At 61.2% G+C, this 15,244-nt stretch carries 16 protein-coding genes and 2 tRNA genes; 11 read left to right on the top strand and 7 right to left on the bottom strand.

The window, feature by feature from the left end; genetic code table 11:
• Window positions 1-154: 154 nt before the first annotated feature.
• Complete coding sequence (locus FHS03_RS19485; RefSeq protein WP_183442603.1) at window positions 155-931, top strand: SDR family oxidoreductase; 777 nt, start codon at window positions 155-157, stop codon at window positions 929-931.
• Window positions 932-949: 18 nt separating this feature from the next.
• On the opposite strand, the gene FHS03_RS19490 is transcribed toward FHS03_RS19485, so the two are convergent.
• Window positions 950-1,501, bottom strand: coding sequence for a LuxR C-terminal-related transcriptional regulator (locus FHS03_RS19490; protein ID WP_183442604.1), 552 nt, complete (start codon window positions 1,499-1,501; stop codon window positions 950-952).
• Window positions 1,502-1,611: 110 nt separating this feature from the next.
• Between FHS03_RS19490 and FHS03_RS19495 the strand changes: the two genes are divergently transcribed.
• The 3 genes from FHS03_RS19495 (at window position 1,612) to FHS03_RS19505 (ending at window position 3,291) form a co-directional block, all read left to right on the top strand.
• Window positions 1,612-2,310, top strand: a complete 699-nt coding sequence (locus FHS03_RS19495) for a CoA transferase subunit A (RefSeq protein WP_183442605.1) — start codon at window positions 1,612-1,614, stop codon at window positions 2,308-2,310.
• 10 nt (window positions 2,311-2,320) lie between these two features.
• Complete coding sequence (locus tag FHS03_RS19500; protein WP_183442606.1) at window positions 2,321-2,971, top strand: CoA transferase subunit B; 651 nt, start codon at window positions 2,321-2,323, stop codon at window positions 2,969-2,971.
• 131 nt (window positions 2,972-3,102) lie between these two features.
• Window positions 3,103-3,291, top strand: coding sequence for a hypothetical protein (locus tag FHS03_RS19505; RefSeq protein WP_183442607.1), 189 nt, complete (start codon window positions 3,103-3,105; stop codon window positions 3,289-3,291).
• A 99-nt stretch (window positions 3,292-3,390) separates the two neighbouring features.
• Here the strand turns inward: FHS03_RS19505 and FHS03_RS19510 are convergent, their stop codons facing one another.
• The 3 genes from FHS03_RS19510 to FHS03_RS19520 all read right to left on the bottom strand — a co-directional run bounded on the left by FHS03_RS19510 (window position 3,391) and on the right by FHS03_RS19520 (window position 5,396).
• Entirely contained in the window at window positions 3,391-3,765 is a 375-nt protein-coding gene (locus FHS03_RS19510; RefSeq protein WP_183442608.1) for a type II toxin-antitoxin system VapC family toxin, read from the bottom strand.
• Complete coding sequence (locus FHS03_RS19515) at window positions 3,762-3,962, bottom strand: type II toxin-antitoxin system VapB family antitoxin (RefSeq protein WP_183442609.1); 201 nt, start codon at window positions 3,960-3,962, stop codon at window positions 3,762-3,764. The genes FHS03_RS19510 and FHS03_RS19515 overlap by 4 nt, the downstream gene beginning before the upstream one ends.
• A 126-nt stretch (window positions 3,963-4,088) precedes the next feature.
• Window positions 4,089-5,396: a dicarboxylate/amino acid:cation symporter gene (locus tag FHS03_RS19520; RefSeq protein WP_183442610.1), complete on the bottom strand. Its 1,308-nt coding sequence runs from the start codon at window positions 5,394-5,396 to the stop codon at window positions 4,089-4,091.
• A 166-nt stretch (window positions 5,397-5,562) separates the two neighbouring features.
• Between FHS03_RS19520 and FHS03_RS19525 the strand changes: the two genes are divergently transcribed.
• The gene (locus FHS03_RS19525; protein ID WP_183442611.1) at window positions 5,563-6,090 is read left to right on the top strand and encodes a gamma carbonic anhydrase family protein; all 528 of its coding nucleotides are present in this window, start codon (window positions 5,563-5,565) and stop codon (window positions 6,088-6,090) included.
• Between the two features lie 3 nt (window positions 6,091-6,093).
• Here the strand turns inward: FHS03_RS19525 and FHS03_RS19530 are convergent, their stop codons facing one another.
• The gene (locus FHS03_RS19530) at window positions 6,094-6,888 is read right to left on the bottom strand and encodes a 3-hydroxybutyrate dehydrogenase (RefSeq protein ID WP_183442612.1); all 795 of its coding nucleotides are present in this window, start codon (window positions 6,886-6,888) and stop codon (window positions 6,094-6,096) included.
• A 135-nt stretch (window positions 6,889-7,023) separates the two neighbouring features.
• Between FHS03_RS19530 and FHS03_RS19535 the strand changes: the two genes are divergently transcribed.
• The 3 genes from FHS03_RS19535 to FHS03_RS19545 all read left to right on the top strand — a co-directional run bounded on the left by FHS03_RS19535 (window position 7,024) and on the right by FHS03_RS19545 (window position 10,590).
• Window positions 7,024-7,905 carry an alpha/beta fold hydrolase gene (locus FHS03_RS19535; RefSeq protein ID WP_183442613.1) on the top strand — a complete coding sequence of 294 codons (882 nt, stop codon included), beginning with the start codon at window positions 7,024-7,026 and terminating at the stop codon, window positions 7,903-7,905.
• A 10-nt stretch (window positions 7,906-7,915) separates the two neighbouring features.
• Window positions 7,916-8,266: a RidA family protein gene (locus FHS03_RS19540; RefSeq protein WP_183442614.1), complete on the top strand. Its 351-nt coding sequence runs from the start codon at window positions 7,916-7,918 to the stop codon at window positions 8,264-8,266.
• 77 nt (window positions 8,267-8,343) lie between these two features.
• Window positions 8,344-10,590, top strand: coding sequence for a RelA/SpoT family protein (locus FHS03_RS19545; protein ID WP_176347770.1), 2,247 nt, complete (start codon window positions 8,344-8,346; stop codon window positions 10,588-10,590).
• 67 nt (window positions 10,591-10,657) lie between these two features.
• Here FHS03_RS19545 and FHS03_RS19550 read toward each other — a convergent pair whose 3' ends face one another.
• Window positions 10,658-11,833: a YwqG family protein gene (locus FHS03_RS19550; RefSeq protein WP_183442615.1), complete on the bottom strand. Its 1,176-nt coding sequence runs from the start codon at window positions 11,831-11,833 to the stop codon at window positions 10,658-10,660.
• Between the two features lie 72 nt (window positions 11,834-11,905).
• Complete coding sequence (locus FHS03_RS19555) at window positions 11,906-12,832, bottom strand: cation diffusion facilitator family transporter (protein WP_183442616.1); 927 nt, start codon at window positions 12,830-12,832, stop codon at window positions 11,906-11,908.
• A gap of 103 nt (window positions 12,833-12,935) precedes the next feature.
• On the opposite strand from FHS03_RS19555, the gene FHS03_RS19560 reads away from it, so the two are divergent.
• From FHS03_RS19560 to thrS, 3 genes are all read left to right on the top strand, one after another.
• Window positions 12,936-13,012: transfer RNA gene (locus FHS03_RS19560), tRNA-Val, on the top strand.
• 33 nt (window positions 13,013-13,045) lie between these two features.
• Window positions 13,046-13,122: transfer RNA gene (locus tag FHS03_RS19565), tRNA-Val, on the top strand.
• 205 nt (window positions 13,123-13,327) lie between these two features.
• Window positions 13,328-15,235: a threonine--tRNA ligase gene (gene thrS / locus FHS03_RS19570; RefSeq protein ID WP_183442646.1), complete on the top strand. Its 1,908-nt coding sequence runs from the start codon at window positions 13,328-13,330 to the stop codon at window positions 15,233-15,235.
• Window positions 15,236-15,244 lie beyond the last annotated feature (9 nt).

Genomic DNA, 15,244 nt, shown 5'->3' on the forward strand with positions numbered 1-15,244 from the left:
AGCACGAGTGTGCTTCTTTTTCCCCCGGATTGCAAGGTGGCGCCATTGTGAGGGACATTATTAGATGTCGCAATCTAATACTGGCGTTTTGTGTAATCATTACGTTCAGACAGCGAAGGCGCTGTCGGAATTTGAACACTGACAGGAGCGGCACGTGGGTATAGAAGTCAATTTTGAGGGCAAGATCGCCTTGATCACCGGCGCATCGAGCGGGCTGGGCGCGCGTTTCGCCAAGGTGCTGGCAAGGGCCGGCGCCCAGGTGGTGCTGGCTTCGCGCCGCATCGAGCGGCTGAAAGAGCTGCGCGCCGAAATCGAGGCCGACGGCGGCGCCGCCCATGTGGTCACGCTCGACGTCACCGATTATGCGAGCATCAAATCGGCCATCGCCCATGCCGAAACGGAAGCTGGCCCGATCGATATCCTGGTGAATAATTCGGGCGTGTCGACCACGCAACGCCTGGTCGATGTGACGCCGGAAGACTACAACTTCGTGATGGATACCAATCTGCGCGGCGCCTTCTTCGTGGCCCAGGAATCGGCCAAACGCATGATCGCGCGCGCCAAGGGCGACCCGAAGAAGCAGCACCGCATCATCAATATCGCTTCGGTGGCGGGCTTGCGCGTGCTGCCGCAGATCGGCGTGTATTGCATGAGCAAGGCGGGCGTGGTGCAGATGACCAAGGCCATGGCGGTGGAATGGGGCAAATACGGCATCAATACCAACGCCATCTGCCCGGGCTATATCTCGACCGAGATCAACGAGGATTATTTCGCCAGCGAACAGGGCAAGAAGCTGATCGAAATGCTGCCGCGCAAACGCGCCGGCAAGCCGGAAGACCTGGACGGCCTGCTCTTGCTGCTGGCCGGCGAGGAAGCCCACTTCATCAACGGCGCCATCATCTCGGCCGACGACGGCATGACCGCGACCTGAGCCGCGGCCGGCGCGCGGTCAGAGCTGCACCCCGACCAGCTTATGCACCAGTTCCGACGAGGTGGCCGCGTCGAACTTGCGCATCAGCTTGGCGCGGTGCATCTCCACCGTGCGCGGACTGAGGTCGATCTGGCGCGCGATGACCTTGCTGGTCTTGCCTTCAACCAGCAAGGCCGCGATTTCGCGCTCGCGCGGGGTCAGCTCGGCCGTCACCGGCCGCTTTTCGCTCACATCCTCGAAAGTCCAGATGCCCGGCCCCAACGGCTCGTTCGGCTTCAGCGCATGGCCCGTCACATGGCACCAGAACAGCTCCTGGTTGGCGCGGCGCATGATGCGCTCGTCCGAATAACGGCCCTTGGCGTTCATGATGGGGATGATGCGGTCGCCCGTACGCAGGAATTCGTCGAGGGTGGGGTAGAGGATCTTGAAGGAGGTGCCGGTCAATTCCGCGCGCGTATAGCCGAACATGCGCGCCAGCGCTTCGTTGCAGGACTGAATCACGCGGTTCTCGGAAATGCACATGCCGACGGGTGCGTGCAAAAAGATATGTTCGTAGTCGATCGCGTTCATCTTGGGACGGGCACAGGTAGTTCTACGGTATTGTACTTTTGATTCGCGTATTCTATTCTGATACGCCATCTTGACCACACAGCAAGCTTATCAAAAATAGAGGGGAAGCTATGAACAAAGTTTATCCCGATGCAGCGGCCGCCCTGGCCGGCATCGTAGAAGATGGACAAACCATCGCCGTCGGCGGCTTCGGCCTGTGCGGCATTCCGGAAGCGCTGATCGCCGCCTTGCGCGACACCGGCGCCAAACAATTGACCGCCATTTCCAACAACGCCGGCGTCGATGGCTTCGGCCTGGGCCAGTTGCTGGAAACGCGCCAGATCAAGAAAATGATCTCATCCTATGTCGGCGAGAACAAGGAATTCGCGCGCCAATACCTGGCCGGCGAGCTGGAGCTCGAATTCACGCCGCAAGGCACGCTGGCCGAGAAGCTGCGCGCCGGCGGCGCCGGCATTCCCGCCTTCTTCACCAAGACCGGCGTCGGCACCATCGTCGCCGACGGCAAGGAAGTGCGCGAATTCGACGGCGAGCAGTATGTGATGGAACGCGCCCTGGTGGCCGACGTGGCCCTGGTCAAGGCCTGGAAGGCCGACAAGGCCGGCAACCTGATCTACCGCAAAACCGCGCGCAACTTCAACCCGAACGTGGCCGCCGCCGGCAAGATCACTGTGGTGGAAGTGGAACAACTGGTCGAGATCGGTGAGATCGACCCGGACCAAGTCCACACCCCCGGCATCTTCGTGCACCGCATCGTGCTGAACGCCACCCCGGAAAAACGCATCGAACAGCGCACCGTGCGTTCGAACTGAGGAGACAGACATGGCTTGGACTCGTGATGAAATGGCCGCGCGCGCGGCGAAAGAGCTGCAGGACGGCTTTTATGTGAACCTGGGCATCGGCCTGCCGACCCTGGTGGCCAACTATGTGCCCTCGGATATCGAAGTGTTCCTGCAATCGGAAAACGGTCTGCTCGGCATCGGTCCCTTCCCGACCGATGACGAAGTCGACGCCGACCTGATCAACGCCGGCAAGCAGACCGTGACGGCCTTGCCCGGCGCGGCTTACTTCAGCTCGGCCGATTCCTTCGGCATGATCCGCGGCGGCAAGATCAATCTGGCCATCCTGGGCGCCATGCAGGTGTCGGAGCAGGGCGACCTGGCCAACTGGATGATCCCCGGCAAAATGGTCAAGGGCATGGGCGGCGCGATGGATCTGGTGGCCGGCGTCAAGCGCGTGGTGGTGCTGATGGAGCACGTTGCCACCGCCAAGGATGGCTCGACCTCGCACAAGCTGCTGAAGAAATGCGACCTGCCGCTGACCGGCGTCGGCGTGGTGGATCTGATCATCACCGACCTCGGCGTGATGGAAGTCAGCGAGCGCGGCCTGAAAGTGACCGAACTGGCGCCAGGCGTCAGCCAGGACGAGATCGCCGCCGCCACCGGCGTGGAGCTGGATTTCTCGGCCCTGTAAGCGGCCGCGAAAGCGTCAAAAAGGCATGCTGCGGCATGCCTTTTTTGTTACAAAGTGTGCATGTTTAATAACTTCTTATCTGTATAGTAAGTGGCGGTACTACCCCCATAACTATACTCAAGGAGGTTTGCATGCGTGCTTTGAAATACGGCGCGGCGGCGCTGGCTTGTGTGGTATCCCTTTCGGCGCTGGCTTTGCCCGCGCCGTTCTATTTGTGGCAAAGCAAGTTGAACGGTAGCCTGGTCTGCGCCCAGAATTCGCCGGGCTGGAACTGGACCCGCTTCAGCGGCCCCTACTCGAACGCCCGCTGCGGCCGATAAGCCTGTACGGCGACGGGGAGGCATGGCCCGCTCCCCGGTTTGTTGTGTGCTTCGCAAATGATATGCAAATGTGGGTGCAATTAAGCTCACGGTCCATAGTTAGACCGCTTGAATTTCTGCCGCCAGGTTCAGGCGTAGGCCAATTGCGTGCAAGCGCTTGTCGCGCGTCCAGAGCAAGGTGCCGGGGAGGTGATTGGCGGAAGCAAGCAGATGCGCATCGATATAGCCGATGCCGCTACCGTGCAGAACGTGTGCGTCGATGAACTCGAGAACCTGCTGAAGCGGCGTAACGTCGGCTTGCGGCAGGTCATGAAACTTTTTGAGCCAATATGGACGGCGACTCAAAGTGCCCATGGCTAATTCACCGACTACAAAAGGATGCATCAATACCATATTCCGCTTGCGGAGCGTTTCGATGGCGTGCTCTGGACGGCGTAGGTGATCTATCCAGACCGATGTGTCGATAAGAATCAAATCCGCTCCCAGCGTCGACGTGGAATGTCCTCGATATCAGGCTCGGTGCCGCCATTTTCGAATATCCAACGCCCCGCTTCCACATGGATAAGCGTCGAAAACGCTTTCTCGGCAAGCTCTTCGTCGCTGGCAGACGCGAAATACTCGCGCGCCCGGTCTAATAAATCCTTATCGATTTGAATGTTGACTTTGCTCATCGCGCACCTCCTCTCGCTATATTTCTCAATATAGCAGTGGGTGCCATTTGCACTATTGATGAGCGGCAATGAAAAAAGCTCCGGACATTGCTGTGCGGAGCCTTTGCCTGGATGGCGATGTCGGATTTAATCGCCGTGTGGCGCCAGTGCCGGGGTTGCCGTGGCCTGCGGGTGGGCGTGGCTGGGCTGGGCCAGTTCGCGCTGCAGGGTGGCGTGATCGAGTTCGTTTTCCCATTTCGAGACCACCACCGCCGCCACGCCGTTGCCGACGAAGTTGGTCAGGGCGCGGCATTCGCTCATGAAGCGGTCGATGCCGAGGATCAGCGCCATGCCCGCCACCGGAATGGTCGGTACCACGGCCAGCGTCGCGGCCAGGGTGATGAAGCCGGCGCCGGTGATGCCGGAGGCGCCTTTCGACGTCAGCATCGCCACGCCGAGAATGGTCAGTTCCTGCGTCAGGGTCAGGTCGGTGTTGGTGGCCTGGGCCACGAACAGGGCCGCCATCGTCATATAGATATTGGTGCCGTCCAGATTGAAGGAATAGCCGGTCGGGACCACCAGGCCCACCACGGGCTTGGCGCAGCCGAGTTTTTCCAGCTTGTTCATCAGCGAGGGCAGGGCGCTCTCGGAGGAGCTGGTGCCCAGCACGATCAGCAGTTCTTCTTTGATGTAGAGGATGAAGCGGCCGATCGAGAAGCCGGTGAATTTGGCGATGGCGCCCAGCACGACGAGGACGAACAGGCCGCAGGTCAGGTAGAAGGAACCCATCAGCTTGGCCAGCGGCAGCAGCGAGTCGATGCCGTATTTGCCGATGGTGAAGGCCATGGCGCCGAAAGCGCCGATCGGGGCGGCCTTCATGATGATGTTGACCATGCTGAAGATTGCGGCCGAAGCGTCGTCGATCAGCTTGACGATGTGGCGGCCTTTTTCGCCCGACAGCGACAGCGCGAAGCCGAACAGCACGGAGATCAGCAGCACTTGCAGGATGTCGCCCTTGGCGAAGGCATCGACCGCCGTGTTCGGGATGATGTTCATCACGAAGTCGATGGTGGATTGGTGCTTGGCCTTGTCGGTGTATTGCGCGATGGCCTTGGTGTCGAGGGTGGCCGGGTCGGCGTTGAAGCCGGCGCCAGGCTGCAGGATGTTGGCGACGAAGAGGCCGATCACCAGCGCGAACGTGGAGACGACTTCGAAGTAGAGCAGGGCCTTGCCGCCCACACGGCCGATCTTCTTCACGTCCTGCATGCCGGCGATGCCCGAGACCACGGTGCAGAAGATCACCGGCGCGATGATCATCTTAATCAGTTTGATGAAGCCGTCGCCCAGCGGCTTCATGGCCACGGCGTCGGTCGGCAGGTAGATGCCCAGCAGGACGCCGCAAGCGATCGCGAACAGCACCTGGACATACAGAATCTTGTAAAAAGGTTTTTTCATGACGGCCCTCTTTGTCTCCAATGGTCTCCAATGGGCGTGATCATGCTTGAGAATTATGGTCATCACTATTGTGATTATCCCTATTGCGGTTAACCACAATGGCGCAAAGTGCAAGTCGATGCCGGTATAATCCACCGGCAAATCCGCAAGCTGTTTTGAGCCTCCTATGCCTTTACAAAGCTACCTCGATACTTTCCCCGAACTGGCGGACGGTGTGTACGTCCACGAAACCGGCCAGATCATCGGCGACGTGACGATCGGCCGCGATTCCTCGGTCTGGTGCAATACCGTGCTGCGCGGCGATGTGAACCGCATCGTCATCGGCGAATGCAGCAATGTGCAGGACTTCGCCATGGGCCATGTCTCGCACAAGAACGCGTCCAAGCCGGACGGCTCGCCGCTGACCATCGGCAATTACGTGACGGTCGGCCATTCGGTGCTGCTGCATGGCTGTACGATTGGCGACGAATGCCTGATCGGCATGGGTTCCATTGTGATGGACGACGTGGTGGTGCAGCCGCGCGTGATGCTGGGCGCGGGCAGCCTGGTATCGCCGGGCAAGGTGCTGCGCAGCGGCCATCTCTACGTGGGACGGCCGGCGATGCGGGTGCGGGAATTGACGGCCGAAGAAATCGCTTACCTGAAGTATTCGGCCGAGCACTATGTGCGGGTCAAGAACAACTATATGAAGTAACGGTTATTGCGCGGCCCAGCCGCCGTCCATATTCCAGGCCGCGCCGCGCACCTGGGCCGCCGCGTCGCTGCACAGGAAGACGGCCAGTTCGCCCAACTGCTCGGGCGTGACGAAATCGGCCGAAGGCTGCTTTTCCGACAGCAGGGCTTTTTTCGCGGCCTCGTTGCTCAGGCCATCGGCGCTGGCGCGCGCATCGACCTGTTTCTGTACCAGTGGCGTCAGCACGAAGCCGGGGCAGATCGCGTTGGCCGTGACGCCGGTTTGCGCCGTTTCCAGCGCCGTCACCTTGGTCAGGCCCACCAAGCCATGCTTGGCCGCGACATAGGCCGATTTGCCGGCCGAGCCGACCAGGCCATGCACCGAAGCCAGGTTGATGATGCGGCCCCAGTTCTGCGCCTTCATGCGCGGCAGCGCCAGGCGGCTGGTGTGGAAGGCGGAACTCAGGTTGATGGCGATGATGGCATCCCATTTCTCGACCGGGAATTCGTCCACATTGGCCACGTGCTGGATACCCGCGTTGTTGACGAGGACATCGATGCCGCCGAATTTTTCGGCGGCGAAGGCCATCATGGCTTCGATTTCGGCCGGTTTCGACATATCGGCGTTGTGGTAGGCGGTGCGCACGCCGAACTCGCCGGCCACGCCGGCCTGCAGCTTCTCGATCTCGCCCGCGTCGCCGAAGCCGTTGAACAGGATGTTGGCGCCTTGCGCGGCCAGGGCGCGCGCGATGCCAAGCCCGATGCCGGAAGTGGAGCCGGTAACGAGTGCGGTCTTGCCCTTGAGTTGGGTGCTGGTCATAGTGTCCTCTTTTGGAAGTCGGTTTGTTGGTCCATGCTGCTGTACGCTACACTTCGTTAGGCTTTTAAGCGCGGCGCAAGTAGAATGTAGCCCAAAAACCAAGACTGGGCCATCCCGAAACCATAAGGAAGCGGCATGATCGAAGCGAAAATCAAATCGGTGCAGTGTTTTTCCATGTCCGGCCTGCATACCATGGCCTACAAGGAATGGGGCGAGGAAGACAACCCGAACGTGCTCGTTTGCGTGCATGGCGTGACCCGCGTGTCGGACGATTTCGATAATCTGGCGCGCGCCCTGGCCGGCCACTACCGCGTGGTTTGTCCCGACGTGGTGGGCCGTGGCCGCTCCGGCCGCCTGCGCAATCCCCAGCTCTACCGCATTCCGCAGTATGTGAGCGATATGGTGACGCTGCTGGCGCGCGTGCTGGCCAAAGGCGAACGCCAGAGCGTGGACTGGTTCGGCACCTCGATGGGCGGCTTGATCGGCCTGGGTCTGGCTTCGCTGCCGGACAGCCCGGTGAGCAAGCTGATACTGAACGATATCGGTCCTGTGCTCGATCCGGTGGCCTTGCAGCGCATTGGCGACTACATCGGCCAGGATCTGCGCTTCCCGAGTTTTGACGTGGGCGCCAAATTCGTGCGCGATGTCTCGCTGCCGTTTGGCCCGCATACCGATGAGGAGTGGCGCAAGCTGGCGGCCGATGTGCTGCGCCAGGACCCGGACGGCAACTGGGTGCGCCACTACGATATGGGCTTGGCCCAGCCTTTCCGCTCCGCGACGCCGGAATCGGCCGCTGCCGACCAGGCCATGCTGTGGGCGTCCTATGACGCGATCCGCTGCCCGACCTTGTTGGTGCGCGGCGGCGAATCCGACCTGCTGTCGCGCGAAACCGCGCGCAGCATGACCGAACGCGGACCGAAGGCGAAATTGGTCGAGATTCCCGGCGTGGGCCATGCGCCGACCTTCATCCACGACGACCAGATCGCCATCGCCCAAGACTTTTTGTTAAACCATTAAAGAGAGAAGAATGGAAATCACCCGACTGCACGTAGGCAAACGACTGTCCGAAGTCGCCATCCACAACAACACCGTATACCTGGCCGGCCAGATCGCCGAAAACACCGATAGCGATATCCAGGGCCAGACCCGCGAAGTGCTGGGCCATATCGACCGTCTGCTGGCCGAAGCCGGCAGCGACAAGACCTGCATCCTGTCGGCCCAGATCTACCTGGCCGACCTGGCCGATTTCGCCGGCATGAACGAAGAGTGGGACGCCTGGGTGCCGGGCGGCCATACCCCGCCGCGCGCCACCGTGCAGGCCAAGCTGGCCAATCCGGCCTGGCGCGTCGAGATCGTGGTGGTCGCCGCCCAGCGTTAAGCGGCTCTTCAGCCGGGGCGCCTCGATCGGCGCTAAGATAGCAAGGTTCACAGTATTCAAGGTTGGTAGGGTTTCATATGGTTTCTATCGCGGCGCTCAATAGCGCAACGTCGGACCAGCTGGTGCAGGGTTTGTCCGCCGATGACGGCGCCCGCGTGCTGGCTGCGCTGGATTACGCCAGCGAGGTATATGCGGGCAAGACCGCGCTGAGCGGCGAAAACGCCTTCGATTTCGCCGTGGGCGTGGCGGGCACGCTGGCCTTCCTGCGCACCGACGCCGAAACCCGCATCGCCGGCCTGATGTTCGAACTGACGCTGCTCGACGCCGATCAGGCGCCCAGCATCGAACCGCGCTTCGGCAAGGAAGTCAATGAGCTGGTCACGGGCGTGCGCCAGCTGATCCGCCTGCGCGAGCTGACGCAGGCGCAATCGTCCGGCCCGGGGCGCGGCAAGAACGCGGCCCAGCTGGCGGTGTCGCAGGTGGAAACCCTGCGCAAGATGCTGCTGGCCATGGCCAGCGATATGCGCGTGGTGCTGGTGCGCCTGGCTTCCTGCTGCGCCACGCTGCGCCACTTCGCCGACAACAAGATCTTCACGGAAAAGACCCGCGCTTACGGGCGCGAGACCCTGGACTTGTACGCGCCGCTGGCGAACCGCCTGGGCATCTGGCAGATCAAATGGGAGCTGGAGGATCTGGCTTTCCGCCTGATCGAGCCGGAATCGTACAAGCGCATCGCCAAGATGCTCGAAGAGAAGCGCATGATGCGCGAGAGCTTCGTTACCTCGTCCATCGAGCGTCTGCAAAGCGAATTGAAATCGGCCGGCATCAGCGCCGAGGTATTCGGCCGGCCCAAGCATATCTACAGCATCTGGAACAAGATGCGCGGCAAGGAGCTGGACTTCTCGGAGCTGTACGATGTGCGCGCCTTCCGCGTCATCGTGGCCGATGTGAAGACCTGCTACACCGTGCTGGGCGTGGTCCACAATATCTGGACCCCGATCCCGAAAGAGTTCGACGATTACATTTCCCGTCCCAAGCCGAACGGCTACCAGTCGCTGCACACGGTGGTGATGGCGGAAGACGGCCGTCCGCTCGAAGTGCAGATCCGCACCCAGGAAATGCACAACTTCGCCGAGTATGGCGTCGCCGCGCACTGGCGTTACAAGGAGGAGGGCGGTTCCAACTTCGCCGGCCAGAAGTACGACGAGAAAATCGCCTGGCTGCGCCAGCTGCTGGCCTGGAAAACCGAGGTGGCCGACGCCGTCGTCGGCGAAGAGCAATTACAGCGCGAATGGGTGGAGAAGCTCAAGGCCGCGGCGCTGGACGACCGCATCTTCGTGCTGACGCCGCAGGCGCGCGTGCTGGAACTGCCGGTCGGCGCCACGCCGATCGACTTTGCCTACCACCTGCACAGCGATGTGGGCCACCGTTGCCGCGGCGCGCGCGTCGACGGCGCGATGGTGCCGCTGAACACGGCCTTGAAGAGCGGGCAGACCTGCGAAATCATCACCGCCAAAGGCGCGCCCGGCACGGCCGGGCCATCGCGCGACTGGCTCAGTCCCGGCTACACCGTCAGCAACCGCACGCGCTCCAAGGTGCGCGCCTGGTTCCATGCCATCGATATGCAGGAAACCCTGTCGCATGGCCGCAGCCTGGTGGAGAAATCGCTGCAGCGCGAAGGCAAGACCGCCGTCAATCTGGAAGCGCTGGCGCAGAAGCTGGGCTTCTCCAAGGTGGACGACCTTTTCCTCGCCTGCGGCAAGGATGAATTCAGCCTGCGCCATGTGGAGCAGGCCTTGCACGACACGGGCGAGGTGGCCGAACCCGAGGATGCCGTCATCCTCAACAAGAGCCGCGCTTCGAGCGTGGAGCAGGGCGCCAAATCGGGCGTGCTGGTGGTCGGCACCGACGGCTTGATGACGCAGCTGGCCAAGTGCTGCAAGCCGGCGCCGCCCGATCCTATTGTCGGCTTTGTCACGCGCGGCAAGGGGGTGTCGATCCACCGCATCACCTGCAAGAATTTCGCCGAGATGCGCAGCAAGGCGCCGGAGCGCGTGATCGTGACCGAGTGGGGCAATACCCGCTCCGATACCGTCTTCCCGGTCGATCTCTTCGTTTTGTCGGGCGACCGCCAAGGCCTGCTGCGCGACATCTCCGAGGTCTTCTCGCGCGAGAAGATCAATGTGATCGGCGTGAACACGCAAAGCGCCAAAGGCCAGGCGCGCATGACCTTCACCGCCGAAATCGGCTCCACCGCGCAACTGAACAAGGCGCTCGCCGCGATCAGTGAAGTCAGCGGCGTGCTGGAAGCGCGCCGCGCCTAAAGTGCTGGTTGGGATCAGGTGCGGCCAGCGAATCAGCTGGCGCGCTCTGTCCTGGCAAAGCACTGCATCATGTGCATTGCCACATATAGGCGGTCGTGCGGCAAGGCGCGCAGCTAAAGCCGTAGCAGATGCCGCCGCTGCCCCACAGCCATTCTTCGCCGTTTTCGTCCGGCAGTTCGGAATCGAGCTGCAGCATGAACTTCATCTTTTCGCCGCAGCATGGACATGATGGATGGTTCGCGCTTTGCACCCACGACGGGAAGCCGCCGATGCGGTGCAGGTTCTCGCGGCCGTTCGACAGCGCCCAGTCCTGCCAGCGCCAACGGGCGGGAGTCGGCGCCAGCCTGACTTCGCATTGCTTGAGCGGCGTGGCGATAAACTCGGGCGTGACCTCGCCCTTGTCGAGCGATGTGATTTGCCCGGACTCTTCATGCCGGTAATGCAGCACCGGCTGTTCCATGCCCAGGCAGGAAAGGCAGGTTTCAAGCGACGCCAATTGCGGCCGCTCGGACAAACCTATGCGGTTCTCCGGTAGCGCCACCAAGTGGTGCAGCGCACCGCCGCAAAGCCCGCATTGGCCTGAACCCGTGCCGCCAAAGCGGTACGCGCTGCCTCCCGTTTCGAGCTGCCAGGTGGGATGAATGCGCGGCAGGTTCCAGCTCTGGCTTGGTGGCGTGAAATGCTTGCGTGGGAATATCAGGTGCAAGGGTTCGTCAGCATAGAGCGCATGCCCGCTTTCGGAGAAGCCAATGCTCTCCAGATAGAGGGCCATTGGATGCCTGGCCGGGATGCTTTTCGCCAGCGATGCGCAGAGATCCAATGCTGCGGACTGCCGCGTTTCGAGCAGGCATTCGAAGGCCTGCATGCGCGCCTCAGTGTCCGCGCCTGCGCCGGCTTGGTCTGCAAGATGGGCAATGGCGGATGCGGGCGCCTCGCGCCAGGGCCAGCTTGCGTAGTAACTGCCTTGATTGGGCTGTACTTCAAAGAGCCGTTCCAGGAAGGGATGCAGCGCGGCCGGCTTTTGCAGGCTGGCGTAGGCGATCAGCGTTTCGATGTTTTCATCGAGATTGTCGCCATCCAGCGTCGCCACGTACTTGTGCACCAGGCGATCAAGCGCTGCTTCCGTCAGGTGCGACAGCGCCGCATCCAGGATGGTGCCGCCGTCGTAGCCGTTGGATAGGATCGCATCCACCAGGCTTTCGATTTCCTGCGGCGGGCCGCGTAGAAAATCCGGCAGCATCACATAGGCGTCCTTGCCTGGGCGGTCCGCGCTAAAGGCGCGCAGCATTGCATCTAAGGTATAGCGGTGCATGGTTCAGTGCTCGCAAGTGCCGCTGATTTCAGCCTGCAGCGTGACGTGGTCGATATCGTGGTTGGCCAGCAGCATGGTCTTGATGGCGGCCAGGATTTGCGGCCATTGCTGCAGATCGGCGATTTCGATGTGACCGATCAGGGCAGGGTGGCCGGGCGACATATCCCACACATGCAGGTCGTGCACGGCCAGCACGCCTGGCACGGCTTCCAGGTCGCGGCCCAGCTGCGGATAGTCGATATGGGATGGCACGCCTTCCATCAGATGGTGTCCTGATTCGCGCAGCACGCCGATGGTCGATTTCAGGATCAGCAGCGAAACCAGGATCGAGAGCAGCGGGTCGATCTGCATCCAGCCCGTATACATGATGACGCCGCCCGCAATCAACGCCGCCACGGAGCCGAGCATATCGCCCATCACGTGTACCAGGGCGGCGCGGGTGTTCATATTGTCGCTGTCCTTCGACAGCACAAAGGCGACCACCAGGTTGATCGCCAGGCCGATGGCGGCCACCACCAGCACCATGCCGCCTTGTACCGGCTGCGGCTGCGAGAAGCGCTGTATGGCTTCGAATACGATCCAGCCCACCACGGCCAGCATGGCCAGGCCGTTGACGAAGGCGGCCAGCGCTTCGGCGCGGCCGAAGCCGAAGGAGTAGCTGGAAGAAGGGCGGCGCTTGGCGATCAACTGCGCCAGCAAGGCCAAGCCGAGCGAGGCGGCGTCCGTCACCATATGGCCGGCGTCGGAGATCAGCGCCAGCGAGTTGGATGCGAAGCCGGCCAGCACTTCGATCACCGCGAAACCCAGCGTCATGAAAAGGGCGATGGCGAGCGCGCTCTGGCTGCGCTTCTCGCTGAAGTGGGCGTGTTTCGCATCGCCGTCGCGGTGGGCGTGCAGGTGCTCTGTAGTAGGTGTGGTCTTGGTTTGCATAGTGCTCCGTTGTGTGCGCTGAATATAGCATAGCGCTACATGCAATGTTTTCTTGGGAAAACACTTGTAATTGCTGGCAGCACTCCCTATAATGCGAGTCCTCGGGCGGTTAGTTCAGCTGGTTAGAATACTTGGTCGACATCCAAGGGGTCGCAGATTCGAATTCTGCACCGCCCACCAGAACATGTAGTAAGATAGCAATTCAAAGACAACGGGCGGTTAGTTCAGCTGGTTAGAATACTTGGTCGACATCCAAGGGGTCGCAGATTCGAATTCTGCACCGCCCACCAGACACTGTAAGAGCGAGAAAGGCAAACCGGTTATGACACCGCGAACTACCACCAAGGTATGTGAGTGACGCTAGTCGACCGGCTTTCTTTTGCTTAGTCAATCTGAAGAAAAACGCGGCTAGTCCGCGTTTTTTTTCGTCCGCAATTCCCGCATTTCATTTTTAGTACTACTTTTAACCGGCCCTTGTGCCGATTGGAGATCATGATGGTATCAGTCCGACTTCCCGATGGTTCCGTGCGCCAGTTCGATGCGCCAGTCACGGTGGCCCAGGTGGCCTCCAATATCAGCACCAGCCTGGCCAAGGCCGCGCTGGCCGGTAAAGTCGATGGCAAGGTGGTCGATACCTCCTTCCTGATCGAGAAGGACTCGGACATCGCCATCATCACCGACAAGGACGCCGATGGCCTGGATGTGATCCGCCACTCGACCGCCCACTTGCTGGCCTATGCCGTGAAAGAGCTGTATCCGGATGCGCAAGTGACCATCGGCCCGGTCATCGAAAACGGCTTCTACTATGACTTCTCCTACAAGCGTCCCTTTACGCCTGAGGATCTGGCTGCGATCGAGAAGAAGATGCAGGAACTGGCCAAGAAGGACGAGCAGGTAACGCGCAAAGTGCTGCCGCGCGACGAAGCCGTGGCCTACTTCAAATCCATCAACGAGCATTACAAGGCCGAGATCATCGCCTCCATCCCGTCCAACGAGGATGTGTCGCTCTATACCGAAGGCAGCTTCACCGACTTGTGCCGCGGCCCGCACGTGCCGTCGACCGGCAAGCTGAAAGTGTTCAAGCTGATGAAGCTGGCCGGCGCTTACTGGCGTGGCGACTCCAAGAATGAAATGCTGCAGCGCGTGTACGGCACCGCTTGGGCCAAGAAGGAAGACCAGGAGCAGTACCTGCACATGCTGGAAGAGGCCGAGAAGCGCGACCACCGCAAGCTGGGTAAGCAGCTCGACCTGTTCCACTTCCAGGACGAGGCGCCAGGCCTGATCTTCTGGCACCCGAAAGGCTGGGCCATCTGGCAGCAGGTGGAGCAGCATATGCGCGAAAAATACCGCGTCAACGGCTATCAGGAAGTGAAGGCGCCGCAGATCCTCGACCACACGCTGTGGGAGAAAACGGGCCACTGGGGCAACTACCGCGAAAACATGTTCACCACGGATTCGGAAAGCCGCACCTACGCGCTGAAGCCGATGAACTGCCCTGGCCACATCCAGATCTACAACGCCGGCCTGCATTCCTACCGCGACCTGCCGCTGCGCTTCGGCGAGTTCGGCCAGTGCCACCGCAACGAGCCTTCGGGCGCGCTGCATGGCGTGATGCGCGTGCGCGGCTTCACCCAGGACGATGGCCACATCTTCTGTACGGAAGCGCAGATCGAGGCTGAAGTGACGGCCTTCCACGGCCAGGCCATGGAGGTGTACAAGGAATTCGGCTTCAGCAATATCGACGTCAAGCTGGCCCTGCGTCCGGACAACCGCATTGGTACCGACGAGGTGTGGGATGCGGCCGAGGAAGCGTTGCGCTCCGCTCTGCGCGCCTGCGGCGTGGAATGGACCGAGCTGCCGGGCGAGGGCGCCTTCTACGGCCCGAAAATCGAGTACCACCTGAAGGACAGTCTGGGCCGCCCATGGCAGGTCGGCACCATGCAGGTGGACTTCTTCATGCCTGAGCGTCTGGGCGCGGAATATGTCGACGTCGACAATACCCGCAAGACCCCGGTCATGCTTCACCGCGCGATCGTCGGTTCGCTGGAGCGCTTCATCGGCATCCTGATCGAGAACTATGCCGGGGCCATGCCGATGTGGTTGGCGCCGGTCCAGGTGTCGATCCTGAACATCTCCGACGCGCAAGCCGAATATGCAACGGAACTGGCCGCAAAGCTGCGTAAACTGGGCTTCCGCGTGCAGGCTGATTTGCGGAACGAGAAGATTACGTATAAAATACGCGAACATTCCGTCCAAAAACTGCCGTACATTCTGGTGATCGGCGACAAAGAGCGGGATGCCAATACTGTGGCCGTGCGCGCACGGGGCAATGTCGATTTGGGCGTGATGTCCATCGATGCCCTGGTGGAGCGACTCCAGCAGGATGTCGCTGCCAAAGCCTGACGGGGAAAC

Source organism: Pseudoduganella violacea (assembly GCF_014191875.1).
GTDB classification, from domain to species: Bacteria; Pseudomonadota; Gammaproteobacteria; order Burkholderiales; family Burkholderiaceae_D; genus Rugamonas; species Rugamonas violacea_A.

Bases quoted from the DNA above. Each gene is read 5' to 3' on its own strand.
- FHS03_RS19535 (WP_183442613.1), top strand. From the start codon at position 7,024: ATGATCGAAGCGAAAATCAAATCGGTGCAGTGTTTTTCCATGTCCGGC.
- FHS03_RS19555 (WP_183442616.1), bottom strand. From the start codon at position 12,832: ATGCAAACCAAGACCACACCTACTACAGAGCACCTGCACGCCCACCGC.
- FHS03_RS19490 (WP_183442604.1), bottom strand. From the start codon at position 1,501: ATGAACGCGATCGACTACGAACATATCTTTTTGCACGCACCCGTCGGC.
- FHS03_RS19530 (WP_183442612.1), bottom strand. From the start codon at position 6,888: ATGACCAGCACCCAACTCAAGGGCAAGACCGCACTCGTTACCGGCTCC.
- FHS03_RS19500 (WP_183442606.1), top strand. From the start codon at position 2,321: ATGGCTTGGACTCGTGATGAAATGGCCGCGCGCGCGGCGAAAGAGCTG.
- FHS03_RS19545 (WP_176347770.1), top strand. From the start codon at position 8,344: ATGGTTTCTATCGCGGCGCTCAATAGCGCAACGTCGGACCAGCTGGTG.
- FHS03_RS19505 (WP_183442607.1), top strand. From the start codon at position 3,103: ATGCGTGCTTTGAAATACGGCGCGGCGGCGCTGGCTTGTGTGGTATCC.
- FHS03_RS19520 (WP_183442610.1), bottom strand. From the start codon at position 5,396: ATGAAAAAACCTTTTTACAAGATTCTGTATGTCCAGGTGCTGTTCGCG.
- FHS03_RS19515 (WP_183442609.1), bottom strand. From the start codon at position 3,962: ATGAGCAAAGTCAACATTCAAATCGATAAGGATTTATTAGACCGGGCG.
- FHS03_RS19525 (WP_183442611.1), top strand. From the start codon at position 5,563: ATGCCTTTACAAAGCTACCTCGATACTTTCCCCGAACTGGCGGACGGT.
- thrS (WP_183442646.1), top strand. From the start codon at position 13,328: ATGGTATCAGTCCGACTTCCCGATGGTTCCGTGCGCCAGTTCGATGCG.
- FHS03_RS19495 (WP_183442605.1), top strand. From the start codon at position 1,612: ATGAACAAAGTTTATCCCGATGCAGCGGCCGCCCTGGCCGGCATCGTA.
- FHS03_RS19540 (WP_183442614.1), top strand. From the start codon at position 7,916: ATGGAAATCACCCGACTGCACGTAGGCAAACGACTGTCCGAAGTCGCC.